This window comes from Affinibrenneria salicis, assembly GCF_008710095.1.
Map to the genome: position 1 here is coordinate 142,632 of NZ_VYKJ01000011.1, position 19,395 is coordinate 162,026.

The 19,395-nt window shown below is 58.7% G+C and carries 16 protein-coding genes; 6 read left to right on the top strand and 10 right to left on the bottom strand.

Features of this window, described 5'->3' with window-relative positions:
- Window positions 1-302: 302 nt before the first annotated feature.
- Window positions 303-1,559 (top strand): valine--pyruvate transaminase, encoded by a 1,257-nt coding sequence (locus FJU30_RS19275; protein WP_150436596.1) that lies wholly within the window; start codon window positions 303-305, stop codon window positions 1,557-1,559.
- A 93-nt stretch (window positions 1,560-1,652) separates the two neighbouring features.
- The gene (locus FJU30_RS19280) at window positions 1,653-2,795 is read left to right on the top strand and encodes an iron-containing alcohol dehydrogenase (RefSeq protein ID WP_150436597.1); all 1,143 of its coding nucleotides are present in this window, start codon (window positions 1,653-1,655) and stop codon (window positions 2,793-2,795) included.
- On the opposite strand, the gene FJU30_RS19285 is transcribed toward FJU30_RS19280, so the two are convergent.
- Window positions 2,788-3,714 (bottom strand): LysR substrate-binding domain-containing protein, encoded by a 927-nt coding sequence (locus FJU30_RS19285; protein ID WP_150436598.1) that lies wholly within the window; start codon window positions 3,712-3,714, stop codon window positions 2,788-2,790. The genes FJU30_RS19280 and FJU30_RS19285 overlap by 8 nt on opposite strands.
- Before the next feature lie 166 nt (window positions 3,715-3,880).
- On the opposite strand from FJU30_RS19285, the gene FJU30_RS19290 reads away from it, so the two are divergent.
- Window positions 3,881-4,516, top strand: a complete 636-nt coding sequence (locus FJU30_RS19290) for a LysE family translocator (RefSeq protein ID WP_150436599.1) — start codon at window positions 3,881-3,883, stop codon at window positions 4,514-4,516.
- Window positions 4,517-4,865: 349 nt separating this feature from the next.
- Here the strand turns inward: FJU30_RS19290 and FJU30_RS19295 are convergent, their stop codons facing one another.
- The gene (locus tag FJU30_RS19295; RefSeq protein ID WP_150436600.1) at window positions 4,866-5,984 is read right to left on the bottom strand and encodes a M14 family zinc carboxypeptidase; all 1,119 of its coding nucleotides are present in this window, start codon (window positions 5,982-5,984) and stop codon (window positions 4,866-4,868) included.
- A 19-nt stretch (window positions 5,985-6,003) separates the two neighbouring features.
- On the opposite strand from FJU30_RS19295, the gene FJU30_RS19300 reads away from it, so the two are divergent.
- On the top strand, window positions 6,004-6,459 hold the full coding sequence (locus FJU30_RS19300) for an Lrp/AsnC family transcriptional regulator (protein WP_150436601.1): 456 nt from the start codon (window positions 6,004-6,006) through the stop codon (window positions 6,457-6,459).
- A 10-nt stretch (window positions 6,460-6,469) separates the two neighbouring features.
- On the opposite strand, the gene FJU30_RS19305 is transcribed toward FJU30_RS19300, so the two are convergent.
- From FJU30_RS19305 to FJU30_RS19320, 4 genes are all read right to left on the bottom strand, one after another.
- The gene (locus FJU30_RS19305) at window positions 6,470-7,192 is read right to left on the bottom strand and encodes an ABC transporter permease (protein WP_150436602.1); all 723 of its coding nucleotides are present in this window, start codon (window positions 7,190-7,192) and stop codon (window positions 6,470-6,472) included.
- Window positions 7,189-7,884: an ABC transporter permease gene (locus tag FJU30_RS19310; RefSeq protein ID WP_150436603.1), complete on the bottom strand. Its 696-nt coding sequence runs from the start codon at window positions 7,882-7,884 to the stop codon at window positions 7,189-7,191. Before FJU30_RS19310 ends, FJU30_RS19305 begins: the two co-directional genes overlap by 4 nt.
- Before the next feature lie 72 nt (window positions 7,885-7,956).
- Window positions 7,957-8,730 (bottom strand): ABC transporter substrate-binding protein, encoded by a 774-nt coding sequence (locus tag FJU30_RS19315; protein ID WP_150436604.1) that lies wholly within the window; start codon window positions 8,728-8,730, stop codon window positions 7,957-7,959.
- 31 nt (window positions 8,731-8,761) lie between these two features.
- On the bottom strand, window positions 8,762-9,523 hold the full coding sequence (locus FJU30_RS19320) for a dimethylarginine dimethylaminohydrolase family protein (protein ID WP_150436605.1): 762 nt from the start codon (window positions 9,521-9,523) through the stop codon (window positions 8,762-8,764).
- A gap of 743 nt (window positions 9,524-10,266) precedes the next feature.
- On the opposite strand from FJU30_RS19320, the gene katG reads away from it, so the two are divergent.
- Window positions 10,267-12,465, top strand: coding sequence for a catalase/peroxidase HPI (gene katG, locus FJU30_RS19325; RefSeq protein WP_150436606.1), 2,199 nt, complete (start codon window positions 10,267-10,269; stop codon window positions 12,463-12,465).
- Window positions 12,466-12,690: 225 nt separating this feature from the next.
- Here the strand turns inward: katG and FJU30_RS19330 are convergent, their stop codons facing one another.
- The 3 genes from FJU30_RS19330 to FJU30_RS19340 all read right to left on the bottom strand — a co-directional run bounded on the left by FJU30_RS19330 (window position 12,691) and on the right by FJU30_RS19340 (window position 16,847).
- Complete coding sequence (locus tag FJU30_RS19330; protein ID WP_150436660.1) at window positions 12,691-13,902, bottom strand: serine hydrolase domain-containing protein; 1,212 nt, start codon at window positions 13,900-13,902, stop codon at window positions 12,691-12,693.
- A gap of 214 nt (window positions 13,903-14,116) precedes the next feature.
- Window positions 14,117-15,469, bottom strand: a complete 1,353-nt coding sequence (gene gorA / locus FJU30_RS19335; RefSeq protein WP_150436607.1) for a glutathione-disulfide reductase — start codon at window positions 15,467-15,469, stop codon at window positions 14,117-14,119.
- Window positions 15,470-15,710: 241 nt separating this feature from the next.
- On the bottom strand, window positions 15,711-16,847 hold the full coding sequence (locus FJU30_RS19340; protein WP_150436608.1) for a slipin family protein: 1,137 nt from the start codon (window positions 16,845-16,847) through the stop codon (window positions 15,711-15,713).
- A 667-nt stretch (window positions 16,848-17,514) separates the two neighbouring features.
- Here FJU30_RS19340 and rnz point away from each other — a divergent pair.
- A complete protein-coding gene (gene rnz / locus FJU30_RS19345) occupies window positions 17,515-18,429 on the top strand; it encodes a ribonuclease Z (protein ID WP_150436609.1) in 915 nt (304 codons plus the stop codon).
- A gap of 34 nt (window positions 18,430-18,463) precedes the next feature.
- Here rnz and FJU30_RS19350 read toward each other — a convergent pair whose 3' ends face one another.
- Entirely contained in the window at window positions 18,464-19,306 is an 843-nt protein-coding gene (locus tag FJU30_RS19350; protein WP_150436610.1) for a 23S rRNA (adenine(2030)-N(6))-methyltransferase RlmJ, read from the bottom strand.
- Window positions 19,307-19,395 lie beyond the last annotated feature (89 nt).

The window sequence follows — 19,395 nt, forward strand, 5'->3', positions numbered from 1 at the left end:
TGATGGCTATCACCAGCCGGAAAAAGAGGCGCCGCTTAGCTTTTATTCATGATAAAAGATCAATTTTTATGCATAAAAACGATAACCAGTGAGGGATAAATGTAAGATGGATCACAGAAAAAGCAGCAAAAAAAGGATCGATTCAGCTACGTCAGCAAATGGCGTCCAACAGCGTTTTAATCGGCGAAAAACCTCATCAACAGAATAAAAAAACAGAAATTAACCTCCGGACAGATTGCGCCGCGACGGCGCTAACGCTATCGTGGCGCTTTACCGATCGTTTTCCTGATGATTAATCCACCATGAGCTTCTCTCTGTTCGGCAACAAATTTACCCGCCACGCTGGCATTACCCAGCTGATGGATGACCTCAACGACGGGTTACGCACTCCCGGCGCCATTATGCTGGGCGGCGGCAACCCGGCCCATATTCCCGAGATGGACAGCTATTTTCAGCAACTGTGTCAGGAAATGCTGACGCAGGGTCAGCTGACGGAGGCGCTGTGCAATTACGATGGTCCGCAGGGCAAAAATACGTTGCTGCTGGCGCTGGCCGATCTGCTGCATGAAACCTTCGGCTGGCAGATTGGGCCACAGAATATTGCGCTGACCAACGGCAGTCAGAGTGCGTTTTTCTATTTATGCAATCTGTTCGCCGGCCGTCATGAGCAGGGACGACACAAGAAAGTGCTGTTCCCGCTGGCGCCGGAATATATTGGCTATGCCGATTCCGGGCTGGACGAGGAGATGTTCGTCTCGGTCAGGCCGCAGATCGAATTGCTGCCGGAAGGCCAGTTTAAATACCACGTCGATTTTGACCAGTTGCATATTACGCCGGATATCGGCCTGATCTGCGTCTCGCGGCCGACTAATCCGACCGGTAACGTGCTGAGCGATGAGGAGTTGCAGCGGCTGGACGCGCTGGCGCGGCAGCACAATATTCCGCTGTTGATTGATAACGCCTACGGCGTGCCCTTCCCCGGCATTACCTTCAGCCCGGCCACCCCGCACTGGAACAGTAATACGATTCTGTGCATGAGCCTGTCGAAGCTCGGTCTGCCCGGCGCCCGCTGCGGCATTATCATCGCCGAACCCGGCGTGATTTCCGCCATCAGCAATATTAACGGGATTATCAGCCTGTCGCCCGGCGGCATCGGTCCGGCCATCGCTTACGAAATGATCCGGCGCGGCGACCTGCTGCGACTGTCCGACAACGTGATTCGCCCGTTCTACCAGCAGCGGGTTAACCACACGATCGAGATCCTGCGCCGCTACCTGCCGCCGGAGCGCTGTTTAATCCATAAACCGGAAGGCGCGATTTTCCTTTGGCTGTGGCTCAAAGATCTGCCGATCACCACCGCCACGCTGTATCAACGGTTAAAACAACGCGGCGTGTTGATGGTGCCAGGCCACTATTTCTTCCCCGGACTGGATCAGCCGTGGCGGCATGCGCAGCAGTGCCTGCGCATGAACTATGTGCCGGATCCGCAGCAAATCGAACGCGGAATCGCCATCCTGGCGGAAGAAGTTGAGCGCGCTCACACCGAAGGCGGCGCGTAACGGCATACTATAGTCAATAAATTTCAGCGGGCGATCGGCGCCGACGCGGTTTTCTCCGCCGCGTCGCGCGGCCAGAAAAACAGAGAGGTGAGCATGAGCGCCAGCCTGATGATAAGCAACCGGCAAAGCTGGTTTGGTCACGGCACACTCAGCCGTCTCGTCCCTCTTCTGGCGTCCGATCCGCTGCCGACGCTGCTGTTCAGCTGCCGTTCATTCCTCGACGGTCCCCATTACGCGCGGCTGGCGGGCGATCTGGCGCCAAAGCTGCTGGCCACGGAAGTCATTCGCCACGAAGCCTCGCCCCAGCACATCGATCATCTGGTAACGCGCTATCGCGGCCAGGTGCGGCGGGTGGTGGCCATCGGCGGCGGCAGCGTGCTGGACGCGGCCAAAGCCTTTGCGGCGCTCAGTCAGCATCCGCTGCCGGCGCTGCGCTATCTGGAAAAAGTGGGCGATACGCTGGTCAGCGGCGCAACCCTGCCCCTGATCGCCATCCCGACGACCGCCGGCACCGGCAGCGAAGTCACGCAAAACGCCGTGCTGACGGATACCCGCACGCAGCGGGTAAAGGCGTCTCTGCGCCATCCCAACTTTGTGCCGCAGGTCGCGATCCTCGACCCGGCGCTACTGAATGGCGCGCCGGACGAGGTGCTGGCCGGCTGCGGGATCGACGCCTTCACCCATCTGTTCGAGTCCTGGCTGTCGAAAAACGCCAGCGCCTGGTCACGCCAGCTATCGCTGTGCGGCATTCGGCTGTTTCTGCAGGCGTGGCCGCACCTCAATCGTCAGGATACGCGCGGCGACCAGGCGCGCGAAGCGATGATGCAGGCCTCCTGGCTCGGTGGGTTGACGCTCAGTATGGCCGGGCTGGGGGTGATTCACGGCCTGGCCGGCGAGATCGGCGCGCTGCGCAGCTACCCGCACGGTCAGGTATGCGGCCGCCTGCTGTTGCCGTTTCTGTCGCTGCTGGCCACCAGTCAGGATGCGCATCAGCGCGCGCGGATGACCGAACTGGCGCAGGCCGTGCTGCCGGACGGTGATCGGCAGACGCCGGAGCGGCGGTTAACCGACCTGATCACCGGGCAGTCCGTTTTTCCGTTCTGGCTGGAGCCGCTGACGATCACCGCGGCCGAGCTGCAAACCATAGTGGAAAAATCCAACAGCAAGCATTCACTGCTTGAATATTCGTCCAGCCAGCGCCGCAGCCTGACCGAACAGGCGTTCAGCGTTAATTAATCACACCCGGCATCATCGACAGCCGCTCAGCCAGCGCCGGCACCTGCCGCCGCAGGAAGTCGCGCAACGCGTCGATACGCGCCCCTTTCACGCTCTGTTCCGGCCAGACAAAGTAGTAGCCATCGCCGGTCTGCACGGCCTGATCGATCGGCACAGCCAGCTCGCCGCGCTCGATGGCCTGCAGCGTCAACACCAGATCGCCGATCGACAGACCATAACCGAGCAGCGCGGCATTGATGCCCTGCTCCAGCGAATCGAACACCTTACCCTGCTGAAGATCGACCCCGCTCAGCCCGACTCGCTCCAGCCAGCGCGCCCAGTCGCGCCTGTCGGCGGAAGGGTGGATCAGCCCCAGCCGCCGAATATTTTGCTCCAGCGACAGCTGCGACTGATATTTACCCGGCGCGCAGATCGGCACCAACCACTCGTCGAATAGCCGGACACTGCGTATACCGCCGCCAAAACGCCCGTTGCCCAGCAGGATGGCGCAGTCATAGGGTTCGGCGTAAAAATCGACCGTGTCCATATCCATCCATACGCTGCTGAGCTGCACCGCTATCTCCCGATGCGCGACGTTAAAGCGCTCCAGCGCCGCCAGCAACCAGCGCATGGTAAGCGTCGACGGCGCTTTTATCCGCACCGCCGCCTGTTGCCGGCGCAGACGTCCGCAGGCGTCGGCGACGATGTTAAAGCCGCGCAGCAGTTCCTGAGCCAGCGCGCGACCGGCGTCGGTCAGGCGCAGACGCGGCCCATGCCGTTCGAACAGCCGGCAACCAAGGTGCTGTTCCAGCGTTTTAACATGCCGGCTGACCGCGCTTTGCGTAATCGACAGCTGCGCCGCCGCCTGCGTGAATGACTGCGTTCTGGCCGCCACTTCAAACGCGCGCAGCGCGTACAGCGACGGGATCCTATCCTCCACGTTTCATCTCCCCCGAAGTTTAGCTGGCGCCCACGCAACGGCGTCATCAGAGTTGTCGGCTAATCATGATTATAACTCATAATTAAACTCCATTTTTTCCGTTTTAATCACGCCGGATTTGCAAGGCATACTGCGCAACCTTAGCCCTCAGTATCGGTGACCCTTTATGGTGAACAGCACATTATTACTGTTTTATATTTTGTCCGTTTTTCTGCTGATTATTACCCCAGGGCCGGTGATGGCGGCGGTCATTCACAGCCGGATTCAGTACGGCGTGAAAAAGGCGGCCCTGACCGTCGCCGGCACCAATTTCGCCTCGCTGGCGCTCATGTCGCTGGCTATCGCCATCATCAGCGGCCTGTTCTCTCTCAGCGCGCTGGCGCTGCACCTTCTTAGCCTGGCCGGCTGCGGAATGATTTTTTATCTGGCTCTGAATGCGCTGCGCCGGAGCAGCGCCGACGCCGCGCCCGGCAGAGCGGCAACAGAGCGCTCCGGCTGGGGATCGTTGCTTAACGGTTTTTTCATCGGTATCGCGAATCCGAAGGATATTCTGTTTTTCGTCGCGTTTTTCCCTCAGTTTATTGCGATCACGCCGTCGTTCGCCGCCAGCGTTCTGATCCTGCTGCTGTTGTGGATAACGCTGGATCTAACGCTGTTGCTCAGCGTGGTTTTTCTGCTGCGTGGGGACGCGATTCGGCGCCGGCAGCGGCTGATCGCCGTCCTGTCAGGTCTGTGTCTGCTGCTGATCGCGTTCGCCGGGATGTATAGCTCCGTGCGCGCGCTGCTGCAGATACGGTATTAAATCTGTGAGGTTGCTGACAACGCGGTCGCGGCGATGATAATGGGCAAGTAGCAAAGGGGCAGCGAATATCTCCCCGTATCCGCCGCCGCGCAATATGGCGCTCGGTTTACCGAGCCTCCCGCTGTCGCGGGGTCATCCGTCGGCTGTGCATCAGGTTTAGTCTCGCCGATCGTCCTGGCGGGGGTTCCGCCCACCTTCACGACCCGGCCAGGTCGGCGATGCGCGCCGCCGGGAGAGGCAGGTCATCGACCGGCCGCGGCGCTTGCCGGTCAGAATGCCGGCCGCCAAAACGCCGCGCGCTATAATCTATTCAGGTACGGCGATCCGGCGGACGGCCAACCTCGCCGGTTCAGGCCGCCAGTCCGCCGCCGCCTTCATAGGGCGTTTTGCCGGCGATTTTCATAATTTCCGCACCGAGAGTCACAAAGGGCGCGCGTCGACAGGCGTAGATTTGACCGCCGGCCCCGGCGCGCACCGCTTTTACCGTGTCGGTGAGCGGGTCGATAATCTCGGCCACCACTTCATCCGCGCCAACCCACTCTCCCGGCTGGCGCAGCAGCAGTAATATGCCGCTGGCGGGCGCGCTGACGATTTCCCCGGCGGAGAACGGCAGCATGACCGTTTCCCGTTCCGGGATCGCCGGCGCGCCGCCGGCGATGGCGCCGCGATACTGCAGGTAACGATAGAGACGTTCCGCATCGGCGCTGGCCAGCGCGTGGCTGACATCCTGCTGACCGCGCAGCTCAACGGTTACCGCCATACAGCCCGGTTTAAGCTGGCGCCACGCTTCGTGGCCTGCGGCCAGCCGCCGCCAGGGCAGGCCGCAGGCCTCGTCAAACGAACCGCCGCCGCTGTCCGCGGACAGCAGCACCGTGCCGATATCCATAAAGCGCGCCAGAATGTCCGCCGCATCGCGCCAGGCCGGATCGGCATACAGATGCAGAATCGCCTGGTCGTCGCAATGCAGATCCATGACCAAATCGGCATCGCAGGCCAGCAGCAGCAATTGCCGGCGCAGCGCCGCCACCTCGCTGATCGCCGGCAGCGCGTTCAGCGCGCCGGTCATGGCGTTGCGCACCGACTGCGGATCGTTAACGACCGCCTCGACCGGCAAAGACAGTAAATGCTGACGCGTCAGCCGGGCCAGATCGGGAAAGTCGCGGTTGAAATTGCGCCCGCTGACCAGATCGAAGCGGCCCACGCCGCCGTTAAGCACGACCTGAGCCATCCCGGGCGGATTGGCCATGGGAACAACGATGATTTCGCTCTGAATTTCGGCGCGGCGTTCCGCCTGGCTGAGTAATCTTTTAAGATAATGCAATACCAGCATGCCGGGCAGCTCATCGGCATGCAGACCGGCCTGCAGATAAATCTTTTCGCCCTCGCCGGGTCGGCCAAAATGAAAACTGGTTAATTGACGCTGCCCCCCCGGGGCGTGTTCAGGTAAATTATGGTGTTTAATTTTCATCTCATTGGACGCCCTGGTTATGGAAAAGAAAGCCCGGCTCGATCGAATCGACAAGAAAATCCTTGAAATACTGCGCCAGGATGGCCGCATTTCCTATCAGAAGCTGTCCGAACAGGTCAATCTGACCGCGCGTCCCTGTCTGGAACGGGTACGGGTGCTCGAACGCACCGGCGTCATTCGCGGCTACAGCGCGATTATTGAACTGCCGGAATCGGAGCACGCGTTCGTGGTGCAGGCGCAAATCGCGCTGGCCGACCACGGTCATTCGCAGCCGGCGTTCGAACAGGAAATGCGCGAGGCTCCGGAAGTGCTGGACTGCTGGCTGGTCAGCGGCAGCTTTGATTTCCTGGTGCGCATTGGCTGCCGCAGTATGGAGCACTATCGCCAGCTGGCCGATAGCTGGCTGACCAGCAAAAAATTCCATGTGGATAAAATCGTTACCCTGACCGAGCTGCAGGCCATCAAACGCAGCTAAGCCCCGGCGATCAGCTGCGGCGCAGAAACGCCAGCCAGCGCCGTTCGGCGCGGGAAAACAGAAAAATCAGCATAAAGGTGCAAACCAGATACAGCGCCGCCGCCATCAGAAACGGAATAAAGGGTGAATAGGTGGCGGCGTAGAAGGCGCGCGCCACGCCGGTGATGTCCAGCAGCGTGACGGTACTGGCCAGCGACGTCGCGTGCAGCAGAAACACCATCTCATTATTCAGCGCCGGAATACCGCGACGCAGCGTCGCCGGCAGCACCAGCCGACGAATGATCTGCCACTTGCTCATGCCGAATGCTTCGCCGGCGATCCACTCCTGGCGGGAAAAGGTCGCCATCATGCCGGCCAGCAGTTCGGCGACATAGGCGCTGGTATTGAGTACCAGCGCCAGCGTGGCGCAGAAGGTGGCGTCGCGAAACAGCAGCCAGAACGGCTGATCATTCTGCCAGCCCAACAGCACCACATCGAACTGCGACAGGCCGTAGTAAATCAGCATCAGTTGCAGATAGAGCGGCGTGCCGCGGAAAAACCAGGTCACGCAGCGGATCAGCAGAGACAGCGATCGCGGGCCGTACACCTGGCCAATCGCCATCAGCACCGCCAGCGCCATTCCGGGCACCACCGACAGCAAAAACAGCCGGGCGGTCATCGCCAGCCCGGTGGTATCCGAACCGTCTGTCCACAAAAAGGAAGGCGCCGCATCCACTATCGTCTGCAGGTTCATGAGCGCGCCTCCTCCGACGTCAGGGAAGACAAGGCATAGCGGCGGGCAAGGCGATTAAACAGCCAGCTGGACAACGCCGTAATCAGCAGATAAATCACCGATACCAGAAAATAGAACAGGAACGGTTTCTGAGTGGCGCGCCCCGCCTGCTCCGCCAGCCACACCATATCTTCCAGCCCGAGGATCGATACCAGCGCCGAGGCCTTCATCAGCCCGAGCCAGTTATTGTTGATGCCCGGAATGGCGAAACTCAGCATCTGCGGCAGCATAATCCGGCGGAACACCTGTCCAGGCGTCATGCCGTAGGCCACCGCCGCCTCCAGTTGGCCGCGATCAACGGTCTGGAACGCGCCGCGAAAGGTTTCGGTGTAGTAAGCGCCAAACACAAAGCCGATGGCCAGCACGCCGGAAACGAAGGTATTGAAGCGAATCGAGCCGAAACCGAGCAGGCCGAGAAACCCGTTCACCAGCATTTCGCCGCCGAAAAACAGCAGCAGCATGATGACCAGCTCGGGAACGCCGCGCACCAGCGTGGTATAGCCGGTCGACAACCAGCGTAACCAGCGCGGTCCAAATAGCTTAATGACCGCGTTAATCAGACCGAGCAGCAACGCCACGACCAGCGCCATCAGCATTACGCACAGCGACAGCGCCGCGCCGCGCGCCAGTAACGGCAAATATTCTGCTACCATTCTCCGCCTCCTGGACCGTTTCGACGGGTGGCGGCGGATTCAGACCGCGCACCCGGTGCCTGACGACCGGACTCAGTCGCCGTAAATATCGAAGCTGAAATATTTTTTCTGGATCTTGTCATAGGTGCCGTCGGCGCGAATGGCCTTAATGGCGCCGTTGAGCGCGTCGCGCAGCGCCGGATTATCCTTGCGGATCGCGATGCCGACCTCGGAAGAGATGCTATCGTCATGGATCACCGGGCCGGCGAAAGCGAATTTCTGCCCGCGCGGGGTGTCGATAAAGCTGCTGGCCGCCTGCAGGTTATCCTGCAGCGAAGCGTTGATGCGCCCGGACATCAGGTCCAGATACACATTATCCTGGTTGGCGTAGGAGACGATTTTTACGCCCTGACTGCCCCAGTGCTTTTTGGCGTAGGTTTCATGGATGGAACCGGTCTGCACGCCGACGGTCTTGCCTTTCAGACTCTGCGCTTCCGGCAGCAGCGGGCTGCCCTTGCGCGCGACCAGCTGAGCGGCGCTTTGATAGTAGCGGTCGGTAAAATCCACTTCCTTCTTGCGCGCATCCGTGATCGTCAACGAGGCAATAATCGCATCAAACTTTTGCGCATTAAGCGCGGCTATCATGCTCTCAAACGGCTGCTTCACGAACACACACTTCGCCTTCAGTTGATCGCACAGCGCGTTGGCGATATCGATATCAAAGCCGGTAATCTCGCCGCTGGGCGACAACACGTCGAACGGCGGGTAGCCGCCGTCCACGCCAAAACTGATGGTGTCGAACTGCTGCGCGGACAGCGGGGCGGAAATCGCCAGGCCGGTCAGCAAAACCGCCAATAATTTTTTCATCGTTCAGATCCCCTGGTGGTGAATGCGTGTATCAGAAACGCAGCGACAGACAGGTCAGCCCGCCGTCCATTTTCTTAAATTCGCTGGTATCGAGCTGGATAATCGGCATACCGAGCTTTTCGATTTGCGCCAGCGTGTAGGAGTAACCCTGCGGCGTGATCAGCGTATCGTTAATCCACAGCGTATTGCCGGCATAAGACTCTTCCGCGGGGATCACTATCGTGTTGAAGGCGGAAAACGCCGGATGACGCTGATAATCTTCCGTCAGCAGCAGCGTATTGCGGCCGACGTAGTTAACGATGGATTTCAGATGCAGGCCGGCGCTCACTTCAATCGCGCTCACCTTGTAGCCGTGCGGTTCCACCGCCGCGGCGAATTCGCCGATTCCCGCCTCGTCGGTGCGCGCGGTCAATCCGATGAAAAATTGCTTATCCACCAGCAGCACATCGCCGCCGTCCAAATGCCCGCGTTCGCTCATGCGGGTGATCGGCCGGAACCCGGCCAGCACCGGCGCGATGCTTTCTTCTTCGCCCTGCCGACTCGGCGCGCCCGGATGGGTAATCACCGCCAGTTCCGGCATCACCACTGCGGTATCTTCAACAAAATGCGCATCAGGAAACGCCGGCGCGGCGGGCAGTACGGTAACTTTCAGGCCAAGACGGAGTAACGCATCCACATAGGCCAGGAACTGGCGACCGGTGGCGGCGATATCCGGGGCGCCCAGTCGGGCAGTAGTCTGGCCGGCGCCGCAGGTATCGGCCGGCAGTCGGGCAATGGCTTGAGTAAAATGCATAGCGGTTCTCTCAGCAGATGAAGGACAGAAAGTGTTTATCTGATTATCAGACGGATGCCGGCGCCGGTCAGGTCGAATCGGCCGGCGCGGTCACACATTTGCGCTGAATATCGCCGCGCCCACGACGCATTCCGCTGTCGTGCGCCGCCATCCCCTCAGCTGACCAGACCTTCGCCGGCGCTGCGGCGTAGCGATATAACGCGCCGCAGCGCCGGCGTCCGCCAAAAGGCATGCGCGCGGAGAGCAGGAAGAGATAGCGCGCCAGCCCGGGAGAATGGCGACGCCGGGCCGCAGCAGAGAAGCCGGTAACCGGCAAAACGACCGTTATATGTCGTCATCGGAGCGCCCCTTCACACCCGAAAAAGCGGGACAAACCACATCGCCGATGCGCTGGCCTCCCATCGCCACCTTATGGGTCTTATAATAGCCACATCCTATCGCAATATTAATTTTATTCGATTTTATCTATAACAAGACAACGACTAGGATGAATCATCCATCGAACGGATAGCGGCCGTAACCAGCAAGGCCCCATAGAGCGCCGATACGCGCCGATTGATAAAGGGCTCCGGTTCCGCGCGCAGCATACGAGCGCCGGGCCGCAAGGCCGAGACTGTTGCCGGGTGGCGAACCAGACATCGCGGGCCGCCCTCAGCACAAACATTTTCGCGACCAGCACCAGGGAACCCGGTTGCCCGACAAGACCGAATAGCTGATTACTCAAGAATGAGGTAGGGGATATTATGTCAACTGAAGCAAAGTGCCCGTTTGCACACGGCGCGACCGGCCCGAACACCGCCGGCCGCGGCACCACCAACCGAGACTGGTGGCCGAACCAACTGAATCTGAAAATACTGCACCAGCACTCGTCTTTGTCTGACCCGATGGGCAAAGACTTCAACTACGCTGAAGAATTCAAATCCCTTGATCTGGAAGCCGTGAAACAAGATCTGCGCGCGCTGATGACCGACTCGCAGGCGTGGTGGCCGGCGGACTTCGGTCACTACGGGCCGTTATTCATTCGTATGGCCTGGCACAGCGCGGGCACCTACCGCACCGGTGACGGCCGCGGCGGCGCCAGCAGCGGCAGCCAGCGTTTTGCGCCCCTCAATAGCTGGCCCGATAACGTCAACCTCGATAAAGCGCGCAGGCTGATCTGGCCAATCAAACAAAAGTATGGCCGGAAAATTTCATGGGCCGACCTGATCATTCTTACCGGCAACGTGGCGCTGGAATCAATGGGATTCAAAACGTTCGGTTTTGCCGGCGGCCGTGAAGACATCTGGGAACCGGAAGAAGATATCTACTGGGGCGCAGAAAAAACCTGGCTGGATGATAAACGCTACTCCGGCGATCGCGATCTCGAAAACCCGCTCGCCGCCGTGCAGATGGGTCTGATCTACGTTAACCCCGAAGGGCCGAACGGCAAACCGGACCCGCAGGCCTCGGCCCGGGATATCCGGGAGACGTTCCGCCGCATGGCGATGAATGATGAAGAAACCGTCGCGCTGATCGCCGGTGGCCACACCTTCGGCAAAACGCACGGCGCGGGCGATCCGGCGTTGGTCGGGCCGGACCCGGAAGCCGCCGGTATTGAAGAAATGGGCCTTGGCTGGCGCAGCAGCTTCGGCAGCGGCAAAGGCGGAGATACCATCGGCGGCGGTCCGGAAGTCACCTGGACGTCTACGCCGACCCAGTGGGGCAACGGCTTCTTCGCCAACCTGTTCGGTTACGAATGGGAACTGACGAAAAGCCCGGCGGGCGCCCTGCAGTGGAAACCGAAACAGGGCGCAGGCGCCGGCACGGTACCGGACGCGCACGACCCATCGCGCCGTCACGCGCCGTCCATGCTGACCAGCGACCTTGCGCTGCGAGTCGATCCGGCCTACGAAAAGATTGCGCGTCGTTTCTACGAAAATCCTGACCAGTTCGCAGACGCCTTCGCCCGCGCCTGGTTTAAGCTGACGCACCGCGACATGGGGCCGGGCGTGCGCTATCTCGGTGCGGAAGTTCCGTCCGAAGAGCTGATCTGGCAGGATCCGATCCCGGCGGTTGATCATGCGTTGATCGATGAGCAGGACATTGCCGCGCTGAAGCAACGCATTCTGGCCTCCGGCCTGTCGGTGTCGGATTGGGTGTTCACCGCCTGGGCGTCGGCCTCCACGTTCCGCGGCTCCGACAAACGCGGCGGCGCGAACGGCGCCCGTATCCGTCTTGCTCCGCAGAAGGACTGGGAAGCCAACCAGCCTGAGCGGATAGCGAAAGCGCTGGATAAGCTTGCGTCTATCCAGCGCAGTTTCAACAGCGCGCAGTCCGGGAATAAGAAGGTTTCTCTGGCGGACCTGATCGTGCTGGCGGGTTGCGCGGCGGTCGAACAGGCGGCGAACGGCGCCGGTCAGAATATTACCGTTCCTTTCACTCCCGGACGAATGGACGCCTCGCAGGAGCAAACCGATGTGGAAAGCTTCGCGGCGATGGAACCAATCGCGGACGGCTTCCGCAACTACCTGAAAGGCAGATACAGCGTATCCGCGGAGGAGTTGCTGGTCGATCGGGCGCAATTGCTGACCCTGAGCGCGCCGGAGATGACGGTACTGGTTGGCGGACTGCGCGCGCTGGATGCCAATATAGGGCAGTCTCAGCACGGCGTGTTTACCAAACGGCCGGCGGTGCTGACCAACGACTTCTTCGTCAACGTGCTGGACATGAGCACCACGTGGAAAGCGGTTCAGGACAGTACCGACCGGTTCGAAGGCCGCGACAGCACAAGCGGAGCGCTGAAGTGGACCGCGACGCGCGCCGATCTGATCTTCGGGTCAAACTCGCAGCTGCGCGCCCTGGCGGAAGTATATGGCAGCGCGGATGCCCAGGCGAAGTTTGTTCAGGACTTTGTCGCCGCCTGGAACAAAGTGATGATGCTGGATCGTTTTGACCTGGCGTAGTCGCATCACGCCACGTTAACCCCATCCCCGGGCGGCCTGCGGTGAGAGACAGGATGTCTCTCACTACTCCCGATGAACTTACTCAGATAAGCGATTCGGACGATAAATCCATCGGGAGCGGGTTTGAACGCCGCGAGCGGCGGCCCCTTCCGGGGTGAGCCCCAGGAACGGGCCGAATAAATAATTGAACGCAGCCAACGCATCTGCAGCCCGAAGTATGACGAATTATGGCGGATTAACCGGACACGCGCCGCGATAATCCATCGCCTGACCAATGCGCTGAATTAACCGGTGGCCGAGGTTATTGTTCCAGTTAAAACTATTTTGCAGCACCACTACCGCGATATTATGTTCGCGGTCCAGACCAATATAACTCGAATAACCACCGATATATCCCACCTGATAAGTGATGCGCTGCGCGCCAATTTCATCGGTAATCCAGGCTATATTGGCCGCCTCTTTGCTGCGGTTATAATAGATTTTCAGCGAATCTCTGATGGCTTCATCCAGCGCAATATTATGCGTGGGATAAAGATGCGCGTGGGCAAATTTAAGTAAATCGTCGGCGCTGGTATAGAGACTGGCGGCGCCCATCATATGGGAAGAAAAGCGCCAGTCGGGTATTGGAGTGCCGCGCCTAATAAATTTAGGCTGATCGCCGGCATGGCCAATAGCCCGCCAGGGAAACTGTTTTAATTTTTCTGGGGTGAAACTGGTATTTTTCAGCCCAATCGGCTGGATGATATTCTGATTCACTAATTGATCGATCGGCTCGCCGGTTTTTAACCAAAGAATATAATCCAGAATGGCATAACCGAGATTGGAATAAACCGGTACAGGATCGGCCGGCGCATGAAAATCAGCAAGGTAGCTCAAAACCCTGTCATCATCCAGTGCGGTATAGAAGTTCTTGCCGGTAAACAAATATTCAGTAAACCGTCCCAGCATCTGCATATCCATCACTTGCCGCGGCAAGCCGGAAGTATGCGTAACCAGCTGTAGCAGCGTGATCTTTTTGGCTCTTTCGCTTAACCGTACGTGTTTGGGCATCAAATCTTCAAGCGAATCTTCCCATCTCAATACACCGCGCTTTACCATAATCACCGTAGCTTCGGCGGTAAAACCTTTACTCACCGAACCAACGGCGAAAAGCGTATCGCCGCTAATCGGGTAACGGTGGTAATTGTCTGTAACGCCGTAGCCCCGGCTGAGCATTTTTCCATCGGCCGTCAGCACGCCAACCACTAAACCCGGCGTTTTATTCTGTCTGATTAATGGAGTAGCAAGACGATCGATTTCTCCATTCAAATCATGGCGACAGGCCAATGCCCGACTATCGAAATTCGATTCGTCGGTCGACATGCTGGATAATGTGCCGCACCCGGAAAGCGTCAATAGAAGAGACAAGCAGAGCGCTAATTTACAGGGGGAGAACATAATTATCTTTTCCTGACGCCGACAGGTATATCGTGGATTTAGTGGCTTTATCGGGGATCGACCAGATAGCTTTTCCTTGCTGACCGGTCCCTTCCCGCCATGCCCCATCATTTTGATCGGATGACATCGCGTTCGCATTTAAGGACCGGCAAACTCACGGGCCGACGCGCGATGCGCTGGCCCGTGAGGGAGTACACTATAGTGTACTGCGTAATCAACGCATAGTGACAAACTCTTCCGACGCCGTCGGGTGAATTGCCACCGTATCGTCGAAATCTTTTTTCGTCGCGCCCATTTTCAGCGCCACCGCGAAGCCCTGCAGCATTTCGTCCATACCGCAACCAATGCCGTGAATGCCGACAATCTTTTCTTCCTTACCCACGCAGACCAGCTTCATACGGCACGGCTGGCGGTACTGCGTCACGGCGGTATACATCGCGGTGAAAGAAGAGGTATAGACCTTCACCTTATCGTCCCCGTACTGTTCGCGCGCCTGCGGCTCGGTCAAGCCGACGGTGCCGATCGGCGGGTGGCTGAACACGACGGTGGGAATATTGCTGTAATCCAGATGCTCGTCCGGTTTGTTATTAAACAGACGCTCCGACAGGCGACGGCCGGCAGCCACCGCGACCGGCGTCAGCTCCACCGCGCCGGTATTATCGCCCACCGCATAGATGCCCGGCACGCAAGTATTCTGGAACCGATCCACCCGAATATAGCCTTTCTCATCGGTTTCCACGCCGGTAACGGTCAGATTCAGATTATCGGTGGCCGGTTCGCGGCCAATCGCCCAAATCAGGCAATCCACCGTCTGCGTGGCGCCGTTTTCCAGCTGCAGCGTCAGACTGCCGTCGGCGTTTTTCACCACCGCTTGCGGCGTGGACTCCGTATGCAGCGCCGGCCCTTCCGCCTGCATCACGTCCACCAGCGTTTCGACGATCAGCGGATCGAAACTGCGCAGCGGCGCATGCTTGCGCACAAACAGATGCGTTTCGGCACCCAGCGCGTTCAGCACGCCGGCGATTTCCACCGCGATATAGCCCGCCCCGACCACCGCCACACGTTGCGGCTGCGCATCGAGCGCAAAAAAACCATCGGAATCGATGCCGTACTCCGCGCCGGGGACCGACGGGCGATTGGGGCGTCCGCCGGTGGCGATCAAAATATGATCGGCGCTGATGCGCTCGCCGTTGACCTCCACCGTGTGCGCATCGACAAAACGGGCGAAGCCCTGAATCACCTCGACATTGTTTTTAGCCAGAACCCGGTCGTAGGACTGATGGATGCGGTCAATGTAGGCGCTGCGATTTTTCACCAGCGTCGTCCAGTCAAACTGGCGCACCGTGGTATTAAAGCCGTAGTCGGGACCATAAGTGTGGATCGCCTCGGCAATCTGCGCAGCGTGCCACATAACCTTCTTCGGCACGCAGCCGACGTTCACACAGGTTCCGCCCAGATATTTCGCTTCAATCAGCGCACATTTTTTCCCATACATCGCGGCGCGGTTAATAGAGGCAATGCCGCCGCTGCCGCCGCCGATGGCGAGATAGTCGTAATGTTTAGTCATCAGGAGGTCCATACTCGAGTGTGAATAAAGGGTCATCTAAAGTGTAACGCCAGAGCGCTTATTCCGGCAAAGTTCAACAAAGTTGATTGTAGGCAGAAAAACGAAGCGCCGCGCTGCGTTTTTAAAAATCACTGCAATAGTCAGGCGCCCAGATTACGGTTTCGCCGCATCATTACGCGTCCCGAACGGCGGGCGCGAACTCAGGCGGCGACGGAGCCCCCTTATCTGCGGATAAGGCGTATTACGCTCCTTTTAAATTCACCAACCCGTTCAGCACCTGATCCAGCCCGCCGAACACGGAAATTTTATCGATACGTTCCGCCACTCTTTCCAGCGTTTCCAGCTCTTTGAGCCGCAGCGCCACCGGATTGCTCTCCATCACCTTAGCGGTATTCAGCAGCGAACGGGTCGCCGATGTCTCTTCCCGGCGCCGAATCACATTGGCCTGCGCGGATTTTTCCGCTTCCACCACCTGAGACAGGATGGTTTTCATATCGCCCGGCAGCACGATGTCTTTCACGCCCAGAGAAGCCACCTCAATACCATAACCGGCCATTTTTTCACGCATCTGCGCGCTGACCAGCTCGTCCACGATCTTCTTGTTTTCCAGCAGTTCGTCCAGCGAACGGGTGCCGACCGCCTCACGCAGCGCAAACTGCAGTTCCCGATAGAGGTAATCGGCCGGTTTCGCCAGTTGACCGAACGCCGTCAATACGTCGCTGAAACGCCAGTTCGCCACCAGATTCAGACGCAAATTGACCTTATCGCGCGTCAGAATTTCCTGGCCGCTGACCTCCAGCGCCTGCAGACGGGTGTCCACTATTTCCACCTCGACGCTGTGATTAAAGCGCCAGTAACCGCTCACGCCCGGCGGCAGCAGTTGCTGCGCCGCGCCATCCACCTTCAGGATGCCGAGATGCCAGGCGGGGATTTGAGCCAACAGCACGCCCGTATGGCCAATAATTTGACGCTGGCGCAGCGTCGGCTGCAGCAGCGCGGACAGCAAGGCTTCCGGCACGTCAATATCGTCGGTTTTCACCTGCTCCACCCGCTGGTGCTCATCTTTACGCCAGTACAAACAACGGCTGGCGGGCGGCAAAATCTCCTGCAACAGGTTGTGATCGTAACGCAGCCCGATGGCGTCTTCAGGCAAATCCGCCACCAGACAATACTGTTTCACCCAATCCGGGTGGTACTGACGCAAATAATCATCCAAAGGCGCCAGCACTGGCGAACCATTCAGATCGACTACATCGACCTGCAGTTGACCAAACCAGCCGTTCAGACGATGACGGCCGGCCTCTAAAATCTGCTGATAGTCGCCGTTTTTGCTCACTAAACCAATCTGACCTTTGCGTATTGTGACTTGCTTAAACATATGTCTCTTTTCTCCTGGTTATTCCCCTGACTCTCGGGAAGACGGGCATTGGCGCGAAGCCGCAGGGGGAATAAAGACCGGTTCCTCAGGAACGGGTGAACATTCTGCCTGCCGCCCGGCGCGTCAGCCGGTACCCCGTGAGGCGGCCGTCGACTACCCGGCCGCAGGTTTTTCTTATCGCTATATCAAGGTGTGATATTCGGGAGTCGAACCCGAGATAGCCATTTATCGGCTCTGTCTTTCCTCTGGCGGAACATCCTGAGAAAAGCGACGGCGTCGCTCCCCGGATGCCGGCATGGCCCGGAGCCATTGCAAACCAGCGTGCGGACGTATTGAGTATTGCCAGAGTCGTGCCAGAAAAGTAAAAACCGCAAAAAATTAACTTAACAAAATGATATTAATCAGTTTTATTTTAAATAACCGCACAGCAGACCATTACGTTAGTTAGGGTTTATTTATTTTTTTAGATAGTAATTTATAAATTAATATAAAACTGGAATGCGAAAAGTGCTGATTGCCAGACCCAATATCGGCTACGGATAAAACTTCGGCCGACGGGCGAATGCATTTCTACCCGGTCAGACAACGGCAGAGTTAATAGCCAGAATGGCGACGCGGGCCGATAATGGCCGCATCAACACGCATAACGTGAAGGAGTTTTTTGACGATGGAACTGACCTTTTTGGGCACCAGCGCCGGCGTACCCACTAAAACGCGCAACGTCACCAGCATCGCGCTGAATCTGCATGGCCTGCGGCCCACCCTCTGGTTATTCGATTGCGGCGAAGGTACGCAACAGCAAATCCTGCATACCTCGTTCAACCCCGGCAAACTGGAAAAAATCTTTATTACCCACCTGCACGGCGACCACCTGTTCGGGCTGCCGGGCCTGCTCTGCTCGCGATCCATGGCCGGCAGCACGGAGCCTCTGACGCTGTACGGCCCGCCCGGATTGAAAACCTTCGTGGATACCGCGCTGTCGCTGAGCGGCTCCTGGTTGACCTACCCGCTGGATATCGTCGAGGTGAGCGCCGGCGAAGTTTGTGAAGACAGTCAACTGAAGGTTTCGGCGCGGCCGCTGTCGCATACCCTTGACTGCGTAGGCTACCGGATTGAAGAACAGCCCCGGCCGGGGCCGCTGGACGTGGCGCGTCTGGCCGCCGAAGGGGTCAAACCAGGCCCCTGCTTTCAGCAACTGAAACGCGGTGAAAGCGTAACGCTGGAAGACGGACGCGTGTTGAACGGTCGGGATTACGTGGGCGCCGCGACGCCAGGCCGGTCGCTGGCCATTTTCGGCGATACCCGCCCGACGCCGGAGGGGCTGACGCTGGCGGCGGGAGTGGACGTAATGGTGCATGAGGCCACGCTGGAAGCGAGCATGGCCGAACGCGCCAATTCGCGCGGGCACTCCACCACGGCGCAGGCTGCCGCCCTGGCCCTGGAGGCCGGCGTCAGACGACTGATCGTCACTCATTTCAGCGCTCGCTATAGCCTGGAGGACAGCGAACGTCTGCTGGCGGAATGCCGGGCGATTTTTCCGGCGACGGACATCGCCGCCGATTTCGCCACGTTTCGCATATAGCGTTTGTCTGGTTCAGCGCGGAGAAAAACGGCGCTTACTCAGGCACAATCCATTCCACGCTGGCGTGCCCCTTGCCGTCCGGCACCAGCGCCCGATGCAGCCAGGGCAGCACGCGCTTCATCTGTTCTTCCAGTTTCCAGGGCGGGTTAATTACGATCATGCCGGAAGCGGTCATACCGTGGCGATCGCTGTCCGGCAGCACGGCCAGCTCGATTTTCAGCATGTTGCGAATGCCGGTCGCTTCCAGCTCACGCACCATCCGTTTGATTTGCTGACGTAAAACGACCGGATACCACAGCGCATAGACGCCGGTGGAGAAACGCCGATAGCCTTCCTGAATACCGCTGACCACCGCCTGATAGTCGGTTTTTAACTCATAAGGCGGATCAATCAGCACAAAACCGCGGCGAGACTGCGGCGGCAACTGCGCCTTCAGTTGCAGATATCCGTCGGCGCGCTGCACCCGCGCCCGCTCGTCTTTCAGAAATTCGTTGCGCAACAGCGGATAGTCGGAAGGGTGCAGCTCAGTCAGGCTGATCTTATCCTGCGCGCGCAGCAGATGGCGCGCAATCAGCGGCGACCCCGGGTAATAGCGCAACTGGTCGCCCATATTCCACGCTTTTACCGCCTGCATATAGGGCCGCAGTTCCTCCGGCAGGTCATCACGCTGCCAGATGCGGGCAATACCCTCAAGATATTCGCCGGTGCGTTCCGCGTGCTGACTGTGCAGTTGGTAGCGCCCGGCGCCGGCGTGCGTATCCAGATAGAGGAAAGGTTTTTCTTTTTCTTTCAGAGAGGTAATGATCAGACTTTGTACAGTATGCTTCACGACGTCGGCGTGATTACCCGCATGAAAACTGTGTCGATAACTTAGCATTTTTTATCCGATTGATTTTATAAAGTTTATTCTGTCTGTGGCGTCAGACAGAGCCATTATACCCACAGTTTACCGTAAGCGCAGGAGAA

What these genes read in the sequence shown, in the direction of transcription:
- FJU30_RS19275 (WP_150436596.1), top strand. Translation starts at nt 303, where the DNA reads ATGAGCTTCTCTCTGTTCGGCAACAAATTTACCCGCCACGCTGGCATT.
- FJU30_RS19280 (WP_150436597.1), top strand. Translation starts at nt 1,653, where the DNA reads ATGAGCGCCAGCCTGATGATAAGCAACCGGCAAAGCTGGTTTGGTCAC.
- FJU30_RS19290 (WP_150436599.1), top strand. Translation starts at nt 3,881, where the DNA reads ATGGTGAACAGCACATTATTACTGTTTTATATTTTGTCCGTTTTTCTG.
- FJU30_RS19295 (WP_150436600.1), bottom strand. Translation starts at nt 5,984, where the DNA reads ATGAAAATTAAACACCATAATTTACCTGAACACGCCCCGGGGGGGCAG.
- FJU30_RS19300 (WP_150436601.1), top strand. Translation starts at nt 6,004, where the DNA reads ATGGAAAAGAAAGCCCGGCTCGATCGAATCGACAAGAAAATCCTTGAA.
- FJU30_RS19305 (WP_150436602.1), bottom strand. Translation starts at nt 7,192, where the DNA reads ATGAACCTGCAGACGATAGTGGATGCGGCGCCTTCCTTTTTGTGGACA.
- FJU30_RS19310 (WP_150436603.1), bottom strand. Translation starts at nt 7,884, where the DNA reads ATGGTAGCAGAATATTTGCCGTTACTGGCGCGCGGCGCGGCGCTGTCG.
- FJU30_RS19315 (WP_150436604.1), bottom strand. Translation starts at nt 8,730, where the DNA reads ATGAAAAAATTATTGGCGGTTTTGCTGACCGGCCTGGCGATTTCCGCC.
- FJU30_RS19320 (WP_150436605.1), bottom strand. Translation starts at nt 9,523, where the DNA reads ATGCATTTTACTCAAGCCATTGCCCGACTGCCGGCCGATACCTGCGGC.
- katG (WP_150436606.1), top strand. Translation starts at nt 10,267, where the DNA reads ATGTCAACTGAAGCAAAGTGCCCGTTTGCACACGGCGCGACCGGCCCG.
- FJU30_RS19330 (WP_150436660.1), bottom strand. Translation starts at nt 13,902, where the DNA reads ATGTTCTCCCCCTGTAAATTAGCGCTCTGCTTGTCTCTTCTATTGACG.
- gorA (WP_150436607.1), bottom strand. Translation starts at nt 15,469, where the DNA reads ATGACTAAACATTACGACTATCTCGCCATCGGCGGCGGCAGCGGCGGC.
- FJU30_RS19340 (WP_150436608.1), bottom strand. Translation starts at nt 16,847, where the DNA reads ATGTTTAAGCAAGTCACAATACGCAAAGGTCAGATTGGTTTAGTGAGC.
- rnz (WP_150436609.1), top strand. Translation starts at nt 17,515, where the DNA reads ATGGAACTGACCTTTTTGGGCACCAGCGCCGGCGTACCCACTAAAACG.
- FJU30_RS19350 (WP_150436610.1), bottom strand. Translation starts at nt 19,306, where the DNA reads ATGCTAAGTTATCGACACAGTTTTCATGCGGGTAATCACGCCGACGTC.